The 23,038-nt window shown below is 72.6% G+C and carries 21 protein-coding genes and 1 pseudogene; 16 read left to right on the forward strand and 6 right to left on the reverse strand.

All coding sequences use genetic code 11. The features are described 5' to 3' along the window. Nucleotides 1-49 precede the first annotated feature (49 nt). From AC3YO9_RS09970 to aroQ, 13 genes are all read left to right on the forward strand, one after another. Complete coding sequence (locus AC3YO9_RS09970) at nt 50-1,537, forward strand: long-chain-fatty-acid--CoA ligase (protein ID WP_489983026.1); 1,488 nt, start codon at nt 50-52, stop codon at nt 1,535-1,537. Nucleotides 1,538-1,838: 301 nt separating this feature from the next. Next, nucleotides 1,839-3,617, forward strand: coding sequence for an aspartate--tRNA ligase (gene aspS, locus AC3YO9_RS09975; RefSeq protein WP_489983027.1), 1,779 nt, complete (start codon nt 1,839-1,841; stop codon nt 3,615-3,617). A 112-nt stretch (nt 3,618-3,729) separates the two neighbouring features. Continuing rightward, on the forward strand, nt 3,730-4,878 hold the full coding sequence (locus tag AC3YO9_RS09980; RefSeq protein WP_489983028.1) for a protein kinase family protein: 1,149 nt from the start codon (nt 3,730-3,732) through the stop codon (nt 4,876-4,878). Nucleotide 4,879: 1 nt separating this feature from the next. Next, nucleotides 4,880-6,247, forward strand: a complete 1,368-nt coding sequence (locus tag AC3YO9_RS09985) for a replication-associated recombination protein A (protein WP_489983029.1) — start codon at nt 4,880-4,882, stop codon at nt 6,245-6,247. Between the two features lie 139 nt (nt 6,248-6,386). After that, nucleotides 6,387-6,545, forward strand: coding sequence for a hypothetical protein (locus AC3YO9_RS09990; RefSeq protein ID WP_164860626.1), 159 nt, complete (start codon nt 6,387-6,389; stop codon nt 6,543-6,545). 62 nt (nt 6,546-6,607) lie between these two features. Continuing rightward, a complete protein-coding gene (gene alaS, locus AC3YO9_RS09995; RefSeq protein WP_489983030.1) occupies nt 6,608-9,268 on the forward strand; it encodes an alanine--tRNA ligase in 2,661 nt (886 codons plus the stop codon). Next, nucleotides 9,265-9,786, forward strand: coding sequence for a Holliday junction resolvase RuvX (gene ruvX / locus AC3YO9_RS10000; RefSeq protein ID WP_489983031.1), 522 nt, complete (start codon nt 9,265-9,267; stop codon nt 9,784-9,786). The genes alaS and ruvX overlap by 4 nt, the downstream gene beginning before the upstream one ends. After that, nucleotides 9,783-11,207 (forward strand): endolytic transglycosylase MltG, encoded by a 1,425-nt coding sequence (locus AC3YO9_RS10005; RefSeq protein ID WP_489983032.1) that lies wholly within the window; start codon nt 9,783-9,785, stop codon nt 11,205-11,207. The genes ruvX and AC3YO9_RS10005 overlap by 4 nt, the downstream gene beginning before the upstream one ends. Further along, a complete protein-coding gene (locus tag AC3YO9_RS10010; protein ID WP_489983033.1) occupies nt 11,204-12,019 on the forward strand; it encodes a shikimate dehydrogenase in 816 nt (271 codons plus the stop codon). The genes AC3YO9_RS10005 and AC3YO9_RS10010 overlap by 4 nt, the downstream gene beginning before the upstream one ends. A gap of 35 nt (nt 12,020-12,054) precedes the next feature. Continuing rightward, nucleotides 12,055-13,239, forward strand: coding sequence for a chorismate synthase (gene aroC, locus AC3YO9_RS10015; protein WP_206517984.1), 1,185 nt, complete (start codon nt 12,055-12,057; stop codon nt 13,237-13,239). Continuing rightward, the gene (locus AC3YO9_RS10020) at nt 13,236-13,790 is read left to right on the forward strand and encodes a shikimate kinase (RefSeq protein ID WP_489983034.1); all 555 of its coding nucleotides are present in this window, start codon (nt 13,236-13,238) and stop codon (nt 13,788-13,790) included. The genes aroC and AC3YO9_RS10020 overlap by 4 nt, the downstream gene beginning before the upstream one ends. Continuing rightward, the gene (aroB, locus tag AC3YO9_RS10025; protein ID WP_127783152.1) at nt 13,787-14,896 is read left to right on the forward strand and encodes a 3-dehydroquinate synthase; all 1,110 of its coding nucleotides are present in this window, start codon (nt 13,787-13,789) and stop codon (nt 14,894-14,896) included. The genes AC3YO9_RS10020 and aroB overlap by 4 nt, the downstream gene beginning before the upstream one ends. Continuing rightward, nucleotides 14,893-15,387: a type II 3-dehydroquinate dehydratase gene (gene aroQ / locus AC3YO9_RS10030; protein WP_127783151.1), complete on the forward strand. Its 495-nt coding sequence runs from the start codon at nt 14,893-14,895 to the stop codon at nt 15,385-15,387. Before aroB ends, aroQ begins: the two co-directional genes overlap by 4 nt. A 35-nt stretch (nt 15,388-15,422) precedes the next feature. On the opposite strand, the gene AC3YO9_RS10035 is transcribed toward aroQ, so the two are convergent. The 5 genes from AC3YO9_RS10035 to AC3YO9_RS10055 form a co-directional block, all read right to left on the reverse strand. Then, the gene (locus AC3YO9_RS10035; RefSeq protein ID WP_489983035.1) at nt 15,423-17,504 is read right to left on the reverse strand and encodes a xanthine dehydrogenase family protein molybdopterin-binding subunit; all 2,082 of its coding nucleotides are present in this window, start codon (nt 17,502-17,504) and stop codon (nt 15,423-15,425) included. After that, nucleotides 17,501-18,493 (reverse strand): FAD binding domain-containing protein, encoded by a 993-nt coding sequence (locus AC3YO9_RS10040; RefSeq protein ID WP_489983036.1) that lies wholly within the window; start codon nt 18,491-18,493, stop codon nt 17,501-17,503. The genes AC3YO9_RS10035 and AC3YO9_RS10040 overlap by 4 nt, the downstream gene beginning before the upstream one ends. Continuing rightward, the gene (locus AC3YO9_RS10045) at nt 18,490-18,990 is read right to left on the reverse strand and encodes a 2Fe-2S iron-sulfur cluster-binding protein (RefSeq protein WP_489983037.1); all 501 of its coding nucleotides are present in this window, start codon (nt 18,988-18,990) and stop codon (nt 18,490-18,492) included. Before AC3YO9_RS10045 ends, AC3YO9_RS10040 begins: the two co-directional genes overlap by 4 nt. Nucleotides 18,991-19,102: 112 nt before the next feature. Further along, entirely contained in the window at nt 19,103-19,246 is a 144-nt protein-coding gene (locus tag AC3YO9_RS10050) for a hypothetical protein (protein WP_489983038.1), read from the reverse strand. 160 nt (nt 19,247-19,406) lie between these two features. After that, nucleotides 19,407-19,856 (reverse strand): B-4DMT family transporter, encoded by a 450-nt coding sequence (locus AC3YO9_RS10055; RefSeq protein WP_489983039.1) that lies wholly within the window; start codon nt 19,854-19,856, stop codon nt 19,407-19,409. 79 nt (nt 19,857-19,935) lie between these two features. Between AC3YO9_RS10055 and AC3YO9_RS10060 the strand changes: the two genes are divergently transcribed. From AC3YO9_RS10060 to nusB, 3 genes and pseudogenes are all read left to right on the forward strand, one after another. Next, nucleotides 19,936-21,027, forward strand: a complete 1,092-nt coding sequence (locus tag AC3YO9_RS10060; protein WP_489983040.1) for a M24 family metallopeptidase — start codon at nt 19,936-19,938, stop codon at nt 21,025-21,027. A 100-nt stretch (nt 21,028-21,127) separates the two neighbouring features. Beyond that, nucleotides 21,128-21,691: an elongation factor P gene (gene efp / locus AC3YO9_RS10065; protein ID WP_127783145.1), complete on the forward strand. Its 564-nt coding sequence runs from the start codon at nt 21,128-21,130 to the stop codon at nt 21,689-21,691. Nucleotides 21,692-21,760: 69 nt separating this feature from the next. Further along, a pseudogene (nusB, locus tag AC3YO9_RS10070) lies at nt 21,761-22,270 on the forward strand (transcription antitermination factor NusB); the annotation flags it as partial. A 195-nt stretch (nt 22,271-22,465) separates the two neighbouring features. Here nusB and AC3YO9_RS10075 read toward each other — a convergent pair. Beyond that, nucleotides 22,466-22,954 carry a helix-turn-helix domain-containing protein gene (locus AC3YO9_RS10075; protein ID WP_489983041.1) on the reverse strand — a complete coding sequence of 163 codons (489 nt, stop codon included), beginning with the start codon at nt 22,952-22,954 and terminating at the stop codon, nt 22,466-22,468. Between the last annotated feature and the right edge of the window lie 84 nt (nt 22,955-23,038).

Raw genomic sequence — 23,038 nt, forward strand, 5'->3', positions numbered from 1 at the left:
GATCGCCCGTCTGCGGCGATCGCGCCCGAGGCAGACGCGAGGAGAAGCCTTGACGAACATCGCGGAGAACCTGGCCAGGAGCGTGCAGCGCGACCCGTCGCACCCGGCCGTGAAGCTGGACGACCTGGTGCTCGACTACGCCGCGCTCGACGGTGCGACCGCCCACCTGGCCGGGTTGCTCAAGGCCAAGGGACTCAAGCCCGGTGACGCCGTGGGTGTCTCGCTGCCCAACGTGCCGCACTTCCCGATCGTCTACTACGGCGTGCTGCGCGCCGGCGGTGTCGTCGTCCCGCTCAACCCGCTGCTCAAGCAGCGCGAGGTCGCTTACCACCTGGCCGACTCCGGGGCCAAGTGGCTGTTCGCCTGGCAGGACTTCGCCGAGGCCGGCGAGAAGGGTGCGGCGGACGCGAACGCCGAGTGCATCGTGGTCACCGTGGAGGGCTTCACCGCCCTGGTCGGGGCGGCCGAGCCGGCCCCCGAGGTGGTGGAGCGGGCCGACGAGGACACGGCCGTCATCCTCTACACCTCCGGCACCACCGGAAAGCCCAAGGGCGCCGAGCTGACCCACCACAACCTGAACAGCAACAGCGAGCTGAGCGCGTCCACGCTGCTCAACCTCGGTCCCGACGACGTGATGCTCGGCGCCCTGCCGCTGTTCCACGCGTTCGGCCAGACCTGTGCGCTGAACACCGTCATCCGGGCCGGCGCCACCCTCACCCTCATCCCGCGCTTCGACGCCACCAAGGCGCTGGAGGTGCTGCAGCGCGACAAGGTGACCGCCTTCGCCGGCGTGCCCACGATGTACGCGGCGATGCTGCACCACCCCGAGGGCGACTCCTACGACCTGTCGAACCTGCGGGTGTGCGTCTCCGGCGGGTCGGCCATGCCGGTGGAGGTCATGCGCGGGTTCGAGGAGAAGTTCGGCTGCACGGTGCTGGAGGGCTACGGCCTGTCCGAGACCAGCCCGGTGGCCACGTTCAACCTGCCCGACCGGGAGCGCAAGGCCGGCTCCATCGGCGTGGCCGTCAAGGGTGTCGAGGTCACGCTGCTCGACGAGGACGGCAACGAGGTCGGCAAGGACGAGGTCGGCGAGATCTGCATCCGCGGCGAGAACATCATGAAGGGCTACTGGAACAACCCCGAGGCGACCGCCGCCGCGATCGTCGACGGCTGGTTCCACAGCGGCGACCTCGCCCGCGTGGACGACGAGGGCTACTACTACATCGTCGACCGCAAGAAGGACCTCATCATCCGGGGCGGGTTCAACGTCTACCCCCGCGAGATCGAGGAGGTGCTCTACGAGCACCCGGCGGTGGCCGAGGCTGCGGTCATCGGCATGCCGCACGACGACCTGGGCGAGGAGATCTGCGCGGTGGTGGCGCTCAAGGCGGGGGCCGAGGCCACGCCCGAGGAGCTCATCGCCCACGTCAAGCCCCTGGTGGCGGCCTACAAGTACCCGCGCAAGGTGCTCATCGTGGACGAGCTGCCCAAGGGAGCCACCGGCAAGATCCTCAAGCGGGAGATCAGCGCGGGCTGAGCCCAGCTCCCCCCGAGATGAGTGTTGGCCGTCCGGCTGGATCACAGCCGGACGGCCAACGGGGCGGTGCCCGCCAGTGCGCCTCTCGGCACGGGGTCGCTCGTAGCGACTATTTTTGGGGCCCGGGGCATGGATCGAGCACCGCCAGTCGTACAAACTACCGACCGGCGCCCAGTGTTCCCGCACGCTCGAGCTGAGATCACTGTCACGACGCGGCACCGGGGCGCGACGCGGCTCGGGCGCCGCCGGGCCGCTCCGTAGGATCAGCAGCGAATCCCAAGATCACTACGAGAGGACCATCGTGCTGCGCACCCACTCCGCCGGCTCGCTTCGTGCCGAGCACGCCGGACAGACCGTCACGCTCTCCGGCTGGGTGGCCCGCCGGCGCGACCACGGCGGAGTGATCTTCATCGACCTGCGCGACGACAGCGGGGTCGCCCAGGTGGTGTTCCGCGAGGGCGAGATGGCCGAGCGCGCCCACCGGCTGCGCGCGGAGTTCGTCGTCCAGGTCACCGGCACGGTGGAGCGCCGCCCGGAGGGCAACGCCAACCCGGAGATCGCCTCCGGCGACATCGAGGTGACGGTCACCGAGCTGACCGTGCTCAACGAGAGCGCCCCGCTGCCGTTCCAGCTCGACTCCACCCCGGGCGAGGAGGCGCGGCTGCGCTACCGCTACCTGGACCTGCGGCGCGAGGCCCCGGCCGCCGCGCTGCGGCTGCGCAGCCGGGTCAGCCGGGCCGCGCGCGGCGTGCTGGACGAGCAGGGCTTCGTGGAGGTGGAGACCCCCACGCTCACCCGCTCCACGCCGGAGGGCGCCCGCGACTTCCTGGTCCCGGCCCGCCTGCAGCCGGGCAGCTTCTACGCCCTGCCGCAGAGCCCGCAGCTGTTCAAGCAGCTGCTCATGGTCGCCGGGGTGGAGAAGTACTACCAGATCGCCCGCTGCTACCGCGACGAGGACTTCCGCGCCGACCGCCAGCCCGAGTTCACCCAGCTGGACGTGGAGATGGCCTTCGTCGAGCAGGACGACGTGATCGCCGTGGCCGAGCAGGTGCTGCGCGCGCTGTGGTCGCTCATCGGCGTGGACCTCAGCCTGCCCCTGCCGCGGATGACCTACGCCGACGCCATGCGCCGCTTCGGCACCGACAAGCCGGACCTGCGCTTCGGCCTGGAGCTGGTGGAGTGCACCGAGTACTTCGCCGACACCACCTTCCGGGTCTTCCAGGCGCCCTACGTGGGCGCGGTGGTGATGCCCGGCGGGGCGAGCCAGCCGCGCAAGCAGCTCGACGCCTGGCAGGAGTGGGCCAAGCAGCGCGGTGCGAAGGGCCTGGCCTACGTGCTGGTGGGCGCGGACGGCACCTTGGGCGGTCCGGTGGCCAAGAACCTCACCGACGCCGAGCGGGAGGGCCTCGCGGCGCACGTGGGTGCGCAGCCGGGTGACTGCATCTTTTTCGGCGCCGGTGCGGTCAAGTCCACCCGCGCCCTGCTGGGTGCCGCCCGGGTGGAGATCGCCAACCGCGGTGGGCTGATCGACCCCGACGAGTGGGCGTTCACCTGGGTGGTGGACGCACCAATGTTCGAGCCCGCGTCGGAGGCCGTGGCCAGCGGCGACGTGGCCGTGGGCTCGGGTGCCTGGACGGCGGTGCACCACGCGTTCACCTCGCCCAAGCCCGAGCACCTGGACACCTTCGACACCGACCCCGGCTCCGCGCTGGCCTACGCCTACGACATCGTCTGCAACGGCAACGAGATCGGCGGCGGCAGCATCCGCATCCACCGCCGCGACGTGCAGGAGCGGGTCTTCGCGGTGATGGGGATCAGCCAGGAGGAGGCGCAGGAGAAGTTCGGCTTCCTGCTCGACGCGTTCGCCTTCGGCGCGCCCCCGCACGGTGGCATCGCCTTCGGCTGGGACCGCATCGTGGCGCTGCTGAGCCACTCCGACTCCATCCGCGAGGTCATCGCCTTCCCCAAGTCCGGGGGCGGCATCGACCCGCTCACCGACGCGCCGGCGCCCATCACGCCCCAGCAGCGCAAGGAGTCCGGCATCGACGCCAAGCCGGAGCGCAAGCCGGAGGCGTCCTAACCGACACTCGTGTCGGCTCCCGGACCCCGGTGCGGGGGCCGACACGAGGCATCGGTGCAGGTCAGCGGCTCGGCGCGGTGCTGGACCGCTGACCCAGGTACCCTTTGGAACAATGCGAGCTGTGGCGACGGACCCGGTGACCGAGGTGGTGCAGGCGGCGCAACGCCTGCTCACTCGGCGTACCGGCGCTCCCGTGACGTTGGTGGATCCGGTCGACCTGGGAGGTAGCGACCGGACCCTGGTGCTCCGTGTCCGAGCGGAGGAGAACCCGTTCTCCCTCCCCAAGACCATGGTCGTCAAGCGGATGCTCGAGGGTCCGCTCGGTGACTCGGCGCAGAGCGCGGACGCCCGCGGCGCCTTCCTGCGCGAGGCCGTGTCCTACCAGTTCGGCAACTCCCTGCGCCCGGAGCACCGCCCCGGCGCGGAGATGTTCGCCCACGACGTGGACGACGGCCTGCTGGTGCTCTCCGACCTGGGCAACGGGCCCACCCTGGCCGACGTGCTGCTGCGCGGGGACGGCTCCGGCGTGCAGCACGGGCTGATGGCCTGGGCGCAGGCGCTGGGCCGGATGCACGCCGCCACCGCCAACGGCGAGGACGACTTCCGCACCCTGCTGCGCCGGGCGAACCGCCAGGCCTGGCCCGACCCGATGGCCAAGGTGGCCACCACGGCGCTGAACACCCTGCCCGACCTGCTCGCCGCGCAGCTGGGCGTCAGCACGCCGCCCGCCGTCGCCGCCCGCGCGACCGGGGCGCAGCGACTGCTGGGCCAGGACGCGCTGCGCGCGTTCAGCCCGTCGGACCTGTGCCCGGACAACGCCATGATCACCGACGGCGGGGTCCGGTTCCTGGACTTCGAGTGGGGCGGCTTCCGCGACGTCACCCTGGACGCGGCGTACGCGCTGGTGCCGTTCCCGTCCTGCTGGTGCATCCACGAGGTGGGGGAGTCCCAGGCCGAGAAGCTGGTGCAGGCGTGGCGCTCGGAGGTGGTCGGCGTGTGGCCCGAGCTGGCCGACGACGCCGTGCTCTGGCCGCGGATGCTGGACGCGCAGCTGCTCTGGGTGTGGCTGAGCACCTACTGGTTCCTGCCGGCCAGCCCGCACCGGGCCAACCCGGGCGGGCACCACCCGCTGACCTACACCCGCCAGGGCGCCCTGCGGGTGCGCTGGCAGCAGCTGGCGCGCGCCGCCGAGCGGGGCGGGGACGCCGACGTGGCCGAGCACGCCCTGGCCGTCGCCGCAGCGCTGCAGGTCACCGGCTGAAGTGTCCCACCCAGAACCGGGGCTGTTCGGCGACGAGGCCGAGCAGCCGTCCGCGGCGTCCGGCCCCGCTCGCCCCGTCGCGTCCCGTCCCCACGCCCCCCTGCCCGTGCGGATGCGGCCCAGCTCGCTGGAGGAGGTGCTCGGCCAGGAGCACCTGCTGGGCCCGGGCGCGCCCCTGCGCCGCCTGATCGAGGGCGCCGCACCCGCGTCGCTGCTGCTCTACGGCCCGCCCGGCACCGGCAAGACCACCCTGGCCACCCTGGTGTCGCAGGCCACCGGTCGCCGCTTCGAGGCGCTGTCGGCGCTGTCCGCCGGGGTGAAGGAGGTGCGCGCGGTCATCGACGTGGCCCGCCGCCGGCTGGCGCACGGTGAGCAGACGGTGCTGTTCATCGACGAGGTGCACCGCTTCTCCAAGACCCAGCAGGACGCGCTGCTCGGGGCGGTGGAGGACCGCATCGTGCTGCTGGTGGGCGCCACCACCGAGAACCCGTCGTTCTCCGTGGTCGCACCGCTGCTGTCGCGCTCGCTGGTGCTGCAGCTGCGGCCGCTGGGCGCCGAGGACGTCCGCTCCCTGCTGCGCCGGGCCGTCACCGACCCGCGCGGGCTCGCCGGCGTGGTGACCCTCAGCGCCGACGCCGAGGACCACCTGGTGCGGCTGGCCTCCGGCGACGCCCGCCGCGCGCTCACCGCCCTGGAGGCCGCCGCCGACGCGGTGTCCAGCGAGGGCCGCGGCGAGATCGACCTGCCGGCCGTGGAGGCGACGGTGGACGAGGCGGCGGTGCGCTACGACCGCAGCGGTGACCAGCACTACGACGTCACCAGCGCGTTCATCAAGTCCATCCGCGGCTCCGACGTGGACGCCGCCCTGCACTACCTGGCCAGGATGATCGCCGCCGGGGAGGACCCGCGCTTCATCGCTCGCCGGCTGGTGGTGCACGCCAGCGAGGACGTCGGCATGGCCGACCCGACGGCGCTGCTCACCGCGACCGCCGCCGCGCAGGCGGTGCAGCTGATCGGGATGCCCGAGGCCCGCCTGGCGCTGGCCCAGGCCACCATCCACCTGGCCACCGCGCCCAAGTCCAACGCGGTGCTCGCCGGGCTCTCCGCCGCGCTGGCCGACGTGTCCGCGGGCAAGGCCGGGTCCGTGCCGCCGCACCTGCGCGACGGGCACTACGCGGGGGCGGCCAAGCTGGGCAACGCCCAGGGCTACCGCTACCCGCACGACCACCCCGACGGCGTGCTCACCCAGCAGTACCCGCCCGAGGAGCTGGTGGGCCGGGAGTACTACCGGCCCACCAACCACGGGGTGGAGCGCACGCTGCGCGAGCGGCTGGCCAAGCTGCGCTCCATCGTGCGCGGGCGAGGCTGATCGACAGCCCCGACCGGCAGGCCCTGATCGGCGGGTCCCGGAGCTTGTGGGCGGCCCGGTAACCTGACCGCCGTGCCAGCAGAGCCTGGGAGGAACGAGGATGGACGTGCGGCGAGACCGGGCAGCGCGACCAGGGCGCGTGACGGCGCCCCGGCTGCTGCTGACGGCCGGGACCGGCGTCGCCGTCGGGGTGCTGCTCGCCCGGTGGCTGCGGCGGCCCACCTCGCCCTCGGCCACCAGCCCGCCCCGGGTGCCGGCCGAGCTGCTGCCTGACGACGAGCCCGCCGCCACCGGCTGAGACCGGCACCTCCCACAGACCCGGGCCGACAGGCCGCTTCCCCGCGTATTGAGGACACCCCCGTGCAGACCCACGAGATCCGCCAGCGATTCATCGACCACTTCGTGCGCAACGGCCACACCCTGGTCCCCAGCGCGTCGCTGATCCTGGACGACCCGAACCTGTTGTTCATCAACGCCGGCATGGTGCAGTTCGTGCCGTACTTCCTGGGTCAGGCCCCCGCGCCGTGGCCGCGGGCGGTCAGCGTGCAGAAGTGCGTGCGCACCGGTGACATCGAGAACGTGGGCATCACCACCCGGCACAACACCTTCTTCCAGATGGCCGGGAACTTCTCCTTCGGCGACTACTTCAAGCGCGAGGCGATCACCTTCGCCTGGACCCTGATCACCGCGCCGGTGGCTGACGGCGGCTACGGCCTGGACCCCGAGCGGGTCTGGGTGACGGTGTACCTCGACGACGACGAGGCGTTCGGGCTGTGGCAGGAGATCGCGGGTCTGCCGGCCGAGCGCATCCAGCGCCGCGGGATGGCCGACAACTACTGGTCCATGGGCATCCCCGGCCCGTGCGGGCCCTGCTCGGAGATCTACTACGACCGCGGCCCGGAGTACGGCGTCGAGGGCGGCCCCATCGCCGACGAGGACCGCTACATCGAGATCTGGAACCTCGTGTTCATGCAGAACGAGCGGGGCGCGGGCACGTCCAAGGACGACTTCGAGATCCTCGGCCCGCTGCCGCGGCGCAACATCGACACCGGTCTCGGCGTGGAGCGGGTCGCCTTCCTGCTGCAGGGCGTGGACAACGTCTACGAGACCGACCTGGTGCGCCCGGTGATCACCAAGGCCGAGGAGCTCTCCGGGCGTCGCTACGCGGTGGGCAACGAGGCCGACGACGTGCGCTTCCGGGTGGTCGCCGACCACGCCCGCACCGCGGTGATGCTCATCGCCGACGGCGTCACCCCGGGCAACGACGGCCGCGGCTACGTGCTGCGCCGCCTGCTGCGCCGCATCGTGCGCTCCGCCCGGCTGCTGGGCGTGGACAAGCCCAGCATGGCCGAGCTGGTGGCCGTGGTGCTGGACACCATGGGGCAGAGCTACCCGGAGCTGGTCACCGAGGGCGCACGCATCGAGCGCATCGCGGTGGGGGAGGAGACCACCTTCCTGCAGACGCTGAGCTCGGGCTCCAAGCTGTTCGACAACGCCGTGGCGGAGATCCGCGCCGGGGGTGGCTCGGTGATCGGCGGTGACAAGGCCTTCGCCCTGCACGACACCTACGGCTTCCCCATCGACCTCACCCTGGAGATGGCCTCCGAGGCTGGGCTCACCGTGGACGAGCCGGGCTTCCGCGCGCTGATGACCGAGCAGCGCCAGCGCGCCAAGTCCGACGCCGCCAGCCGCAAGCACGCCCACGGAGACCTGTCGGTGTACCGCGAGCTGCTCGACGCCGGCCCCACCCAGTTCACCGGCTACGACGAGCTCGCCACCGAGGCTCGGGTCATCGGCATCGTCGCCGACCACGGGCGGGTGGGCTCCGCCGGCGAGGGCGAGGTGGTGGAGGTGGTGCTGGACCGCAGCCCGCTCTACGCGGAGTCCGGCGGCCAGGAGAGCGACGCCGGCGTCATCACCGGCACCGACCTCGACCTGGAGGTCCTCGACGTCCAGAAGGTGGCCAAGCGGCTGTGGGTGCACCGGGTGCGGGTGCGCGGTGGCGAGGTCACCGAGGGTGCCCAGGTGCTCGCCCAGGTCGACCCGGTGTGGCGAGCCGGTGCCCGGCAGGGCCACTCCGGCACGCACCTGGTGCACGCCGCGCTGCGCGAGGTGCTCGGCCCGACGGCGCTGCAGAGCGGCTCCTACAACAAGCCCGGCTACCTGCGCCTGGACTTCGCCTGGCAGGGCGGGCTGTCCGCCGCCACGCGCAGCGAGGTGGAGGAGGTCACCAACCGCGCGGTGCTCGAGGACCTGCCGGTGCGCGTGCTGCACACCAGCATGGCGGGCGCCCGTGAGATGGGGGCGCTGGCGCTGTTCGGCGAGACCTACGACGAGGAGGTCCGCGTGGTGGAGATCGGCGGCCCCTGGTCGCGCGAGCTCTGCGGCGGCACGCACGTGCTGCACTCCTCGCAGGTCGGTCCGGTCACCCTGCTCGGGGAGTCCTCGGTGGGCTCGGGCGTGCGCCGCATCGAGGCCTACGTCGGCATGGACGCCTACCGCTACCTGGCCAAGGAGCGCGCGCTGGTACAGGGCCTGGCCGCCACGCTGAAGACGCCCGACGCCGACGTGCCCGCCCGGGTGGCGGACCTGGTCGAGCGCCTGCGGGTGGCGGAGAAGGAGCTGGAGCAGACCCGCGCGGCGGCCGTGCTGTCCTCGGCCGGCACCCTGGCGGAGTCCGCCGAGCGGGTCGGCGACACCCTGCTCGTCGCCACCCAGGCTCCGGCGGGCACCAGCGGCAACGACCTGCGGGCACTGGCCGGCGACGTGCGCGGCAAGCTCGGCCAGCAGCCCGGCGTGGTGGCGCTGTTCAGCACCAACGGTGACAAGGTCAGCTTCCTGGTGGCGACCACCGCGGCGGCCCGCGACGCCGGTCTGTCGGCCGGTGCGCTGGTGCCCAGCTTCGCTGCCGCCATCGGCGGCCGTGGCGGCGGCAAGCCGGACATGGCGCAGGGCGGGGGCACCGACCCGGCCGGGATCCCGGCCGCCATCGCGGCCCTGCGCGGGGCGCTCGCGCCGTGACCGAGCGCGCCCGGCCCGACCGGCCGGACGACACCGACCCCGGCCGGGGGCGGCGGATCGGCATCGACGTGGGCAGCGTTCGCATCGGAGTGGCCTCCTGCGATCCGGACGGGATCATGGCCACTCCGGTGGAGACGGTGGCCAGGGCCGGGGGACGCGCCGGTCTCGACAGCCCCGACGTGCGCCGCATTCGTGAGATCGTGACGGAGTACGAAGCGGTCGAGGTCGTGGTGGGGCTGCCGCAGACCATGCGCGGCGAGCACGGCAAGGCCGCCGCACTGGCCACTGAGTACGCTGATCGACTGCGTCAGGTGCTCGCCCCGGTTCCGGTGCGGCTCAGCGACGAGCGGTTGACCACGGTGACGGCCAGCCGGGTGCTGGCCGAGCAGGGGGTGAGAGGCAAGCGCCAGCGCTCGCTGGTGGACCAGCTTGCGGCCGTGGCGATCTTGCAGGGCTGGCTCGATGAACGGGCCAGCAGGACCAGGGGAGACAACGCGACCACGGAGGAAAACCGGTGAGTGACAGCTTCGACGGTGGCCCCACCAGGCCAGGAGCACCCCGCACGCCTGGCCACGACGATGGTGGCGACGGGTGGGGTCGCCGCTCGGTCGGGCCGCGGTTCGTGGCCCCACCACCGGGTGCCGCCACCGGCGACTCCGTGCTGGAGCCGGACTCCCTGCTGGACGACCCGCTGCTCGACCCCGACGGCTACTACGACTCCGACCACGCGGGCGAGCCCGACTGGGCCGACGAGCACGACTACGACGCCGGCCCGGCGCGCTCGCGGCGCACCGGCCCGTCGCGGGTGCACGCCACCCGACGCCGGGTGGGCGTCGCCGTGGCACTCGTGGTGCTGCTGGTGCTCGGCGGCGTGGTGTACCTCGGCGGCAAGGCGCTCTTCGGGCAGTTCTCCAGCTCCGAGACCGAGGACTACGCCGGTGGGGGCGAGTCCGACGTGGTGTTCCGCGTGATGGAGGGCGACACCGCCGGCGCCATCGGTGCCGCGCTGGTCAGGGACGACGTGGTCAGCAGCGCGTCGCTGTTCACCAAGGCGGCTGCCAACGACACCCGCATGGCGTCGGTGCAGCCGGGCTTCTACAAGCTGCGCACCAAGATTCCCGCCGCCACGGCCGTGTCCCGCCTGGTCGACCCCAAGTCCCGCGTCGGCGGCCTCGTCATCCCCGAGGGCCGCCAGCTCGACGACGTCCGCGGCAAGGACGGCTCGGTCACTCCCGGCATCCTGTCCACCCTGGCCAAGGCCTCCTGCGTGGAGCTCGACGGGGAGCGGCGCTGCACCAGCGAGGCCGACCTGCGCACAGCCGCGGCCACCGCCGACCTGGACGACCTCGGCGTGCCCGACTGGGCCAAGACCGAGGTGCAGGCCGCCAGCTCGGAGAAGGAGAAGCGCATCGAGGGCCTCATCCGGCCCGGCAGCTACGACGTGGAGCCGGGGGCACCGGCCACCACGCTGCTGCAGCGGATGATCAGCAGCTCGGCCACGGCGCTGCAGCTGGCGGGCCTGCCGGAGGCGAACGTGGACGGCCTGACGCCCTACCAGGTGCTCGTGGTCGCCTCGCTCAACGAGCGCGAGGTCAAGCCCGGGGAGTACGACAAGGTCACCCGGGTGATCCTGAACCGGCTCAAGATCAGCCAGAAGCTCGAGTTCGACTCCACCGTGAACTACCCCCTGGACCTGCAGTACATCGCCACCACGCCCAAGGACCGGGCCACGGTCACGCCGTGGAACACCTACGCCAGCCCGGGCCTGCCGCTGACCCCCATCGCCTCCCCGGGCGAGGAGGCCATCACCGGGGCGATGAACCCGGCGGAGGGCACCTGGCACTACTTCGTCACCTGTGGCACCCAGGGCGCCACCTGCTTCTCCGACACCTACGACCAGCACCTGGCGATTATCGCCGGCGGGGGCGGGCCGCCGTGACCGCTCGCCGGGCCGCGGTGGTCGGCACGCCGATCGCGCACTCGCGCTCCCCGCAGCTGCACCTGGCCGCCTACGCGGCGCTCGGGCTGCCGGAGTGGACCTACGAGCGCATCGAGTGCGACGCGGACGGCGTGGCGCCGCTGGTGGCCTCGCTCGGCCCCGAGTGGGTGGGGCTGTCGGTGACCATGCCGGCCAAGCTCGCCGCGCTGGCGGTGGCGGACGTGCGCACCGCGCGCGCCGAGGCGGTGGGCGCGGCCAACACCCTGGTGCGCACCGGGGACGGCTGGCTGGCCGACTGCACCGACGTGGACGGCGTGCTCGGTGCGCTGGGGGTGACCCCGGGCGACGAGCAGCTGGCCGGCACCCGCGCGGTGGTGGTGGGCGCCGGGGGCACCGCCCGCGCCGTGGTGGTGGCCCTCGCCGCCGCCGGGGTGCGCGAGCTCGACCTGGTGGTGCGGGAGCCGTCCCGGGCCGTGGGCACCGTGGAGTGCGCGGAGGCTGCCGGCCTGCACACCGCGATCGTCCCGTTCGACCCGGCTGCGGTCGCCGCCGCCTGCGCCCAGGCCGCCGTGGCGGTGAGCACGGTGCCTGCCGCCGCTGCCGCCGGGTTGGCCGAGGCGCTGGCCACGGTGCCCAGCGTGCTCGACGTCATCTACGACCCGTGGCCCACCCCGCTGGCCGAGGCCGTGCAGCGCGCTGACGGCCAGCTGGCCAGCGGGCTGGACATGTTGCTGCACCAGGCCTTCGGGCAGGTGCAGCTGTTCACCGGCCGCGCGGCCCCGCGCACGGCCATGGCTGCCGCCCTGGACTGAGCGCGGTGCGCGGGCGCCGGTAGCCGCATGGGAAGATGGCTGCCGTGCTGCGCTGGATCACTGCCGGAGAGTCCCACGGACCTGCCCTGGTCGCCGTCCTCGAGGGGATGGTCGCCGGGGTCGAGGTCACCACCAACGACATCGCCGGGGAGCTGGCTCGTCGCCGCCTCGGCCACGGGCGGGGCGCCCGGATGAAGTTCGAGGCCGACGCCGTGGACATCCTCGGCGGGGTGCGCCACGGCGTCAGCATGGGCGGGCCCATCGCCATCCGGGTGAACAACACCGAGTGGCCCAAGTGGGAGACCGTCATGTCGGCGGACCCGGTGGACCCCGACGTGCTGGCCAGCCAGGCCCGCAACGCCCCGCTCACCCGTCCGCGGCCCGGACACGCCGACTACGCCGGCATGCTCAAGTACGGCTTCGACGACGCCCGTCCGGTCCTGGAGCGCGCCAGCGCCCGGGAGACCGCGGCGCGGGTGGCGCTGGGCACCGTGGCCAAGGCACTGCTGCAGCAGGTGCTCGGCGTGCACGTGCTCTCCCACGTCACCGCCCTGGGCTCGGTGGACGCCCCCGAGGGGCTGGTTCCGGGTCCGGACGACCTCGCCGCCATCGACGCCAGCCCGGTGCGGGTGTTCGACCCCGCCGCCTCCGAGGCCATGGTGGCCGAGGTCGACCTGGCCAAGAAGGAGGGCGACACCCTCGGCGGCATCGTCGAGGTGGTCGTGCACGGCCTGCCCATCGGCCTCGGCTCCTACGTGGCCGGCGACCGTCGCCTGGACGCTCGGCTCGCCGAGGCGCTGATGGGCATCCAGGCCATCAAGGGAGTGGAGGTCGGTGACGGCTTCGCCACCGCCCGCCGCCGCGGCAGCCTGGCCCACGACGAGATGCGGCCCGGCCCCGACGGCGTGCTGCGCTCCACCAACCGCGCCGGCGGCATCGAGGGCGGCATGACCAACGGTGAGCCGCTGCGGGTCAAGGCCGCCATGAAGCCCATCTCCACCGTGCCCCGCGCGCTGGCCACGGTGGACATGTCCACCGGCGAGGAGGCCGTCGCCATCAACCAGCGCTCCGACGTCTGCGCGGTGCCCGCGGCCGGCGTGGTGGCCGAGGCCATGGTGGCGCTGGTGCTGGCCCAGGCCACCCTGGAGAAGTTCGGTGGCGACACCGTGCGTGAGACCACCCGCAACGTCACCAGCTACCTGCAGGACATCGCCAGGTGAGTCCGGTCGTCGTCCTGGTCGGGCCGCCAGGAGCCGGCAAGACCACCGTCGCCCGCCGGGTGGCGCAGGCGCTGGCGGTGCCGGTGCACGACACCGACCACGCGGTCGAGGAAGCCGCCGGGCGGTCGATCTCCGACATCTTCACCGACAGCGGCGAGGAGGCCTTCCGCGCGCTGGAGGAGGCGGCCGTCGCCGCGGCGCTGCAGGAGCAGACCGGGGTGGTGGCCCTCGGCGGGGGAGCGGTGCTGTCCGCGGCCACCCGCGCCCGGCTCACCGGGCACCCCGTGGTGTTCCTCAACGTCGGCCTGGCCGAGGGTGTGCGCCGCGCCGGCCTGGCCAGCAACCGGCCGCTGCTGGCCGGCATCAACCCGCGCGCCACCTTCAAGGCCCTGCTCGACGCTCGGCTGCCGCTGTACCGGGAGGTGGCCACCGTGGAGGTGTCCACCGACAGCCGCGACGTCGCCGACGTCGTGGCCGAGGTGCTCGACACCGTGGGCACGCCGTCCGGCCCGAGCCCCAGCACCACCGACACGGGAGACCAGCAGGCATGAGCGAACCCACCCGCATCCGGGTCAACGCCGAGAACCCCTACGACGTGATCGTGGGCCGCGGCCTGCTCGGGGAGCTGACCCAGGAGCTGCGCGGCACCACCACCGCGGCGATCATCCACCAGCCGTCGCTGATCGCCACCGCAGAGGCGATCCGCGAGGCCCTCGCCGAGGTGGGGGTGGACGCCCACCGGGTGGAGATCCCCGACGCCGAGGACGGCAAGGACCTGGCCGTGGCCGGGTTCTGCTGGGACGTGCTCGGCCGCATCGGGCTGACCCGCCGGGACGCGGTGATCTCCCTGGGCGGGGGCGCGGCCACCGACCTGGCCGGCTTCGTCGCCGCCACCTGGATGCGCGGGGTGCGGGTGTTCCACGTGCCCACCACGCTGCTGGCCATGGTGGACGCCGCGGTGGGCGGCAAGACCGGGATCAACACCGAGGCCGGCAAGAACCTGGTGGGTGCCTTCCACGAGCCTGCCGCCGTGCTGGTGGACCTGACCACCCTGGAGACGTTGCCGCGCAACGAGATCATCTCCGGCATGGCCGAGATCATCAAGGGCGGCTTCATCGCCGACCCGACCATCCTGGACCTCATCGAGGCCGACCCCGAGGCCGCGCTGGACCCCGCCCAGGACGTGCTGGGCGAGCTGGTGCGTCGCAAGATCCAGGTGAAGGCCGACATCGTCTCCGCAGACCTGCGCGAGTCCGACCTGCGGGAGGTGCTCAACTACGGCCACACCCTGGGTCACGCCATCGAGCGGCGCGAGCGCTACCGCTGGCGCCACGGTGCCGCGGTGGCGGTGGGCCTGGTGTTCGCCGCCGAGCTGGCCCGCCTGGCCGGACGCCTGGACGACGCCACCGCCGACCGGCACGCCTCGGTGCTCGCCTCGGTGGGGCTGCCCACCACCTACGACCCGGACGCGCTGGGCCAGCTGATGGAGGGCATGCGCACCGACAAGAAGAACCGTTCCGGGCTGCTGCGCTTCGTGGTGCTCGACGGGCTCGCCCGACCCGGCCGGCTCGAGGGTCCCGACCCCGCGCTGCTGGCGGCGGCATACTCCGTGGTGGCGCGCGAGGAGCGCCCCAAGAGCGGAGGTGTGCTGCTGTGAAGGTGCAGGTGCTCAACGGGCCCAACCTCGGACGACTGGGCAAGCGCCAGCCCGAGGTGTACGGCGCCACCACGCACGACGAGCTGGCCGCGCTGTGCGTGCGCACCGGCGACTCGCTGGGGCTGCAGGTGCAGGTGCGCCAGACCGACCACGAGGGCGAGATGCTCGGCTGGGTGCACGCCGCCGCCGACGCCGGTGACGCCGTGGTGCTCAACGCAGGGGCATGGACGCACACCTCGGTGGCGCTGCGCGACGCCTGCGCCGAGCTCCGTGGTCCGCTGGTGGAGGTGCACATCAGCAACGTGCACACCCGCGAGGACTTCCGCCACCACTCCTACCTGAGCGCGGTGGCCACCGGCAGCATCGTGGGCCTCGGCATCACCGGCTACGTGCTGGCGCTGCAGTACGTGGCCACCGTCACCGGGGCGCCCGGGGTGGCTCCGGTGGAACCACCCGCGGACGCCTCCGGCGAGGAGACCGCGCCGACCTGAGTGGGCCCACCTGAGCGGGCCCGCCTGGGCGTGCGCTACTCCAGCAGCTTGTCCGCGGTGACGGGCAGGTCGCGCACCCGGGTGCCGGTGGCGTGGTGGACCGCGCTGACGATGGCCGACGCGGTGCCCACGATGCCGATCTCGCCCACCCCACGGGTGCCCATCGGGTTGGCGTGCGGGTCGTGCTCGTCCAACCAGCTCACGTCGATGTCCGCGACGTCGCCGTGGGCGGCGATGTGGTACTCGGCGAAGTCGTGGTTGACCACGTGGCCGAACCGCGGGTCGGTGATGCTCTGCTCGTGCAGGGCCATCGACAGGCCCATGGTCATGCCGCCGATCAGCTGGGACCGCACGGTGCGGGGGTTGACCACCCGGCCCACGGAGAACACCCCCACCATCCGCGGCACCCGCACCTCGCCGGTGTCGGCGTGCACGCGCACCTCCACCAGCTGGGCGCCGAAGCTGTGGATCGCCGTCTCCAGCGGCCCGGGCAGCTCGGGCATCACGGCCTCGCTGTGCACCCCGTCCTCCGGGTGCTCGCCGTGGTCGTGGCGGAACAGCTCAGCCGCGGCGGTGATGGCGGTGCCCCAGGAGGTGGTGCCGGAGGAGCCACCCGCGACGGTGGCCATCGGCAGCGCGCTGTCCCCGATCTGCAGGTCCACCGCGTCCAGCGGGCAGCGCAGCGCGTCAGCGGCGATCTGGGCGAGCGCCGTCCACGCGCCGGTGCCGATGTCCACGGCGCCGATCTGCACCGAGTAGCGGCCGGCGGCGTAGGAGATCTTGGCGTGGGAGCCGGGCATCACGTTGTGCGGGTACGTCGACGCCGAGACGCCCAGCCCCACCCACCAGCCGTCCTCCAGCCGCGCCCGGGGCTGCGGGGCGCGATCGGACCAGCCGATGCGCCGGGCGCCCTCGTAGAGGCACTCGAGCAGGCGTCGCTGCGACCACGGCTTTCCGGTCTCCGGATCGACCTCGGGCTCGTTGCGCACCCGCAGCTCGATGGGGTCCAGCCCGCACGCGGCCGCCAGCTCGTCCATCGCGGCCTCGGTGGCGTACATGCCCGGGCACTCGCCGGGAGCACGCATCCAGGACGGCACCGCCACGTCCAGCGCCGCCACCCGGTGGCTGGTGCGCCGGTTGGCGCAGGCGTACATCATCCGGGCGGGCACCGCGGTCTGCTCGGCGAACTCCTTGACCGTGGAGGACTGCTCGAGGACCTCGTGCACGATGGCGGTGAGGTGTCCGTCGGCGTCGGCGCCGTAGCGCACCCGCTGGATGGTGGGGGTGCGGTAGCCGACCACGGTGAACATCTCCTGGCGGGTCAGCGCCATCTTCACGGCCCGCCCGGGCGTGACCTGGGCACCCATGGCCGCCAGCACGTTGTGCGGGTGCGGCATGCCCTTGGAGCCGAAGCCTCCGCCCACGTTGGGCGCGACCACCCGCAGCTGCTCCGGGTCGAGGCCCAGGACGGGGGCGAGCGTGGTGCGGACGGTGTGCACGCCCTGGGTGGAGTCGAACAGGGTGAGCACCTGCCCGTCCCAGAGCGCCACCGTGGTGTGCGGCTCCATCGGGTTGTTGTGCTCGGTGGGGGTGGAGTAGGTGGCGTCCACGGTGACCGCAGCCTCGCGCAGCGCAGACTCCACGTCTCCGCTGTCGGTGTCGGTCTCGAAGCCGCCGTTGACCGACTCCGGGGTGTAGAAGTCGTCGCGGTCGGCGTGCAGCACGGTGTCGTGCGGCTGCTGGTGGTACGTCAGGTGCACCAGGCTCGCCGCGTGCCGGGCGACCTCGGGGGTCTCGGCGATCACCGCACCCACCAGCTGCCCCCGGTAGGCGATGTCGGCGGTCTGCAGCACCGCCAGCTCGGCGTCGCTGGTGTCGGCCAGCCGGGGGGCGTTGAGGTGGGTGAGCACGGTGAGCACGCCCGGCAGCGCCTCGGCCTGCGAGGTGTCCACGGCGGTGATGCGGCCGCGGGCGATGGTGGAGTGCAGCGGGTGCAGGTGCACGGGGTGCTCGACGGGGTGCTCGTAGGCGTAGGTGGCGCTGCCGGTGACCTTGGCGACGCCGTCCACCCGCGGCTGGTCGGTGCCGATGGCGTGGGGCTGCACGGGCGCGGTCATCGCTGCTCCTCGGTGGGGGTGAGCTCGCGCAGCACGGACACGAGGGTGTTGCGGACCATGGGGATCTTGAAGGCGTTCTCGCCCTGCGGAACGGCGTCGGCCAGCTCGGCCTCCGCGGCGCGTCGGTAGGTGTCCTCGGTGGCCGGTGCGCCCCGCAGGAGCTCCTCGGCGCGGCTGGCCCGCCACGGCTTGTGGGCCACTCCGCCCAGCGCGATGCGGGCGCGGGTGACGGTGCCGTCGGTGACCTCCAGGGTGGCCGCGACGGAGACCAGCGCGAACGCGAACGAGGCGCGGTCACGGACCTTGCGGTAGGCCGAGCGCGAGGCGCCGGTGGGGGAGAGGTGCACCGCGGTGATCAGCTCGCCGTGGGCGAGGACGGTGTCGCGCTCGGGGTGCGCACCGGGCAGGCGGTGCAGCTCGGTCACCGGGACGTGGCGCTCTCCGTCGGGCCCGACCACCACGACGGTGGCATCCAGGGCCGCCAGCGCCACCGCCATGTCCGAGGGGTGCACGGCGATGCACTCCGGCGAGGAGCCGAGGATGGCGTGGTAGCGGGTGTAGCCACCGATGGCCGAGCAGCCGGAGCCGGGCTCGCGCTTGTTGCACGGGGTGGTGACGTCCTGGAAGTACACGCACCGGGTGCGCTGCAGCAGGTTGCCGCCGGTGGTGGCCAGGTTGCGCAGCTGCCCGGAGGCGCCGGCGAGCAGGGCCTGGGACAGCGCCGGGTAGTGCGCGCGGATCACCGGGTGGGCGGCCAGGTCGCTGTTGCGGACGTTGGTGCCGACGTGGACGCTGCCGTCGGGCTGCACGTCCACGGCGTTCAGCGGCAGGCGGCTGATGTCGACGAGCAGCGTCGGGTTGTCCACGCCGAGCTTCATCCGGTCGACGAGGTTGGTGCCGCCACCGAGGAAGGCGGCGTCCGCACGGGCTGCGACGGTGGCCACCGCGCTGGCGGCGTCGTCGGCGCGCTGGTAGTCGAAGGGGATCACGAGGCGGCCTGCCGGATGGCGGCGACGATGTTGACGTAGGCGCCGCAGCGACAGAGGTTCCCGCTCATGCGCTCCCGAATCTCCGCGTCGGTCAGCTCGACGGGCCCGTCGTCCTCGGTGACGTGCGAGGGGTGGCCGGCCTTGGCCTCGTCCAGCATCCCCACCGCGGAGCAGATCTGACCGGGAGTGCAGTAGCCACACTGAAAGCCGTCCTGGTCCTGGAAGGCCTGCTGCATGGTGTGCAGCTCGCCGTCGGCGGCCAGGCCCTCGGCGGTGGTGATCTCCGCGCCGTCGTTGGCGACGGCGAAGGTGAGGCAGGTGGTGGCCCGGCGGCCGTCGAGCAGCACGGTGCAGGAGCCGCACTGGCCGTGGTCGCAGCCCTTCTTGGGGGAGGTGACACCCAGTTGGTCACGGAGCGCGTCGAGGACCGTGGTCCGGTTGTCGACGGTGAGCGTGCGCTCGTGCCCGTCGACGTGCAGGGTGATATCCGATTCCATGGGTCTGACGCTAGCGACACCACTACCCTCCGTGCCCAGCGAAGCGTGGGCGAGCGAGGTGGCCAGGGCGAATGAGTCCACCCTCGTTCGAGCCAGCGGCGCTCAGTGCTGCCTATCGCCGCCGGATCCCCACGAGCACCAGCACGACACCGGTCAGGGCAACGAGATAGGCGACCAGCTGGATCAGCCCGGCCAGAAAGTTTGGGCCACCCCACTGGGCCGGAAACGCCTGTCCTGCCACGACGTTCAGGGTCACCGCAAGCACGGCAACAGCCACGAGGACAGCGCCCCAGCGTGTCTCTGCAGGCACTGTCGACTTCCCCTCGACGGACGGCGTGGCGCGTGCTGCGCGACCGTAGCAACGCTTGGCGCGCAACGGGGACCAACGCGCACGGTGCAGCTCGCCGGTGCGGCCGCTACTGGTCGGCGGTGGCGGTCCTGCCCAGCGACCTGCCGCGGGCGAGGCGCCCGAGCACCAGGCCGACGGTGGCGGGCAGGTAGATGAGCAGCGCGGTGAACGCACCGCCACCGATGATGGAGCCCAGCAGCTCCGAGGCGCCCATCTTGTCGATGAAGACCGCCTGCACGGTCCAGCTGAGCAGGCCCGCGACCGGTCCGGCCGCCAGGGCGGCCTTGAGCCAGCCCAGGTTCAGCGTCGAGCGCTCGTCGGGGTCGTCGTCAAGGGCGTCGTCGCGCAGCGAGTCGAGCCCCGCCCACACCAGCGGCGGGACCACCAGCACCACGAAGGCCGCCGCTCGCTGCAGGGCTCCGGACGTCGGCCACTCCACCGCGGCCAGACCGAGCGCGGCAGCGACAGCCACGTGCAGCACCACCATCACCGCTGCTCGCGTCAGCCACTGCCTCACAGGTGCAGGGTAACGGGCACCTCACCGGCTCGCGCGGTACGTGCGGGCCCGCCGGGGGCGGGTCGCTACCGTGGTGAGCATGACGAGCAACCACAGCCAGCGGCGCGCGGCGCTGCGCACGCTGCTCCGCGCCGACGGTTGTGACGCCCTGCTGGTCACTGACCTGCTGAACGTCCGGTACCTCACCGGCTTCACCGGCTCGGCGGGTGCGCTGCTGGTGAGCGCGACCGACGAGGAGCACACCGTCTTCTGCACCGACGGCCGCTACCGAAGCCAGTCCGCCCAGCAGGTGCCCGACCTTCGTCGCGACATCGACCCGCCGTGCGCCCAGCACCTCGGCCGGCTGGCGGCGACGACCGGAGTGGGCACGCTCGGCTTCGAGAGCCACGTGCTGACGGTGGACCTGCACGCCGAGGTGGCGGCCGCCGCCGAGGGTGTGCAGCTGGTCCGCGCGCCGGGGCTGGTGGAGCAGCTGCGGCTGGTCAAGGACGAGGGCGAGCTCGAGCTGCTGCGCGCGGCCTGCCGAGCTGGTGACCGCGCGCTGGCCGAGCTGTTGGCGGACGGGGGAGTGCGGGTGGGTCGCACCGAGGTGGAGGTGGCGAGGGACCTCGAGCAGCGGATGCGCGACGCGGGCGCGGACGGTCCCTCCTTCGAGACGATCGTCGCTGCTGGCGCCAGCTCCGCCGTGCCCCACCACCGACCCACCGCCAACGTGCTGGCGCCCGGAGACTTCGTCAAGATCGACTTCGGTGCCCTGGTGGGCGGCTACCACTCGGACATGACCCGCACCATGGTGCTGGGCGAGCCGGCTGCCTGGCAGCGGGAGATCTACGACCTGGTGCACACCGCCCAGGCCGCGGGGTGCGAGGCCGTGCGCGTCGGTGCTGAGGCCGCCGTCGTGGACGCCGCGGCCCGCAGCATCATCGTCGACGCCGGCTACGGCGAGTACTTCTCCCACGGGCTCGGGCACGGCGTCGGGCTGGAGATCCACGAAGCGCCGGGAATCGGTCCCCGCAGCACCGGTATGCTTCCCGCTGGCGCGGCAGTCACGGTCGAACCCGGCGTGTACCTGCAAGGACGCGGCGGCGTCCGCATCGAGGACACTCTCGTGGTCACCGGCGCCATGCCGGAGCTGCTGACGCTGACGACCAAGGAGCTCCTCGTGGTCTGAGCCGCCCCGTGGTCGGTGTCGGCCCAGCGGGGGCGAGACCGACAGCGCAGCCACCAGGCGGCGCAGTGCGAGCAGCGAGAAGACAGAGAGGCAAGGGCACGTGGCATCCACGAGCGACTTCAAGAACGGGCTGGTCCTGAAGATCGATGGCCAGCTGTGGACCATCACCGACTTCCAGCACGTGAAGCCGGGCAAGGGGCCGGCCTTCGTCCGTTCCACCCTGAAGAACGTGCTGACCGGCAAGGTCAACGACAAGACGTTCAACGCCGGCGTGAAGGTCGAGACCGCCACGGTCGACCGGCGCGACATGACGTACCTCTACCGCGACGGTGAGGACTACGTGTTCATGGACTCCCAGGACTACGAGCAGCACTACCTGCCCGCAGCCATCGTCGGCGACAACGCCAACTTCATGCTGGAGAACATGACCGTGCAGATCGCCTTCAACGAGGGCGTCCCGCTGTACGTGGAACTGCCCGTCGCGGTCGAGCTCGTGGTGCAGCACACCGACCCGGGTCTGCAGGGTGACCGCTCCACTGGTGGCACCAAGCCGGCCACGCTGGAGACCGGCTACGAGATCGCGGTGCCGCTGTTCATCAACACCGGCGACAAGCTCAAGGTCGACACCCGCGACAGCCGCTACCTGGGACGAGTGAACTCCTGAGTGGTTTACGCGCACGAGAACGACCCGCGGCACGACGAGCACGTCGAGCCGCCTGCTGAGCACGAGCTGCTGGAGCACGCCGCACCCGCACCGGGTGCGGCGCCCCAGCGGGAGCGCAAGCCCGGCGGTGCCCGCCGCAAGGCGCGCAAGCGGGCCGTGGACTTCCTGTTCGAGGCCGAGGCCCGTGACGTGGACCCGGTCGGCATCGCCATCGAGCGACGCCGGATGGCCAAGGACGACCAGAGCGTCCCGGCCGTGAACGACTACACGCTGACCCTGGTCAGCGGCGTGGCCCGCAACCTCGACCGCATCGACGAGGTGGTGTCCTCCCACCTGCAGGGGTGGACGCTGAACCGGCTGCCCGCGGTGGACCGGGCAGTGCTCCGGGTGGCGGTGTGGGAGCTGTTCCACGCCAGCGACGTCCCGCCCGTGGTGGCGGTGGACGAGGCGGTGGAGTTGGCCAAGCAGCTCTCCACCGACGACTCGCCGACGTTCATCAACGGGGTGCTCGGGCAGGTGGTGCTGGTGGCGCCGCAGGTGCGGGCTGCCGCGGCGGCGGTCTCCAGCCGGGCCACCGAGCCGGCGGCGACAGAAGCCACCGAGCCGGCGGCGACAGAAGCCACCGAGCCGGCGGCGACAGAAGGTACCGAGCCGGCGAGCGCAGAGCTCAGCTCGGAGCGGGACGACTCACCGCGGGACTGACCTGCTGCGGTGTGCTCCGAGGGCCGGGCTCCCAGCAGCGCTGGGAGCCCGGCCCTCGGACCGATCAGCAGGTCAGGCGACGCCTGGTGCCAGCACGCCCCACGAGACGAGCCGGCCGACCAGCTCGTCGGTGGGGATCGTGTACAGCTCGGCGAGCGCGTCGAGGTCGGCCGAACGGATCTGCAACAACGTCTCGTGCGCCCCCCGACGCTGGGCGATGTCGGCGATGTAGCGGGAGAGCACCTCGGTGTCGCTCTCCGGAACCTCGTGCAGGCGCTCGAGGTTGAGCACGATGGGCGCCGCGACGCCGTCAGCGGCACCGAAGTCGTCCGGCGGGAGCAGCTCGCTCATCGGCACGCCGTAGAAGCGGGCCAGCTCGGCCAGCTTGTTCACGGTGACCGCACGGTCACCGCGCTCGTAGGAGCCGACGACGACCGCCTTCCAGCGGCCCCGCGACTTCTCCTCCACCCGCTGGAGGGACAAGCCCTCCCGCTGGCGAACATCACGAAGACGCGCCCCCAGGGCTTTCGCGTACTCGGCCATCTCTCCCCCTCCTAGCATGAGTCCCCGCACGGGCCGTCAGCGCGACGTCACTCGATGCGGCTGGCATCAATCTAACTGATTGGAGGCGACTGGTAACCTACG

It is taken from the genome of Rhodococcus sp. Z6_132 (genome assembly GCF_058133635.1).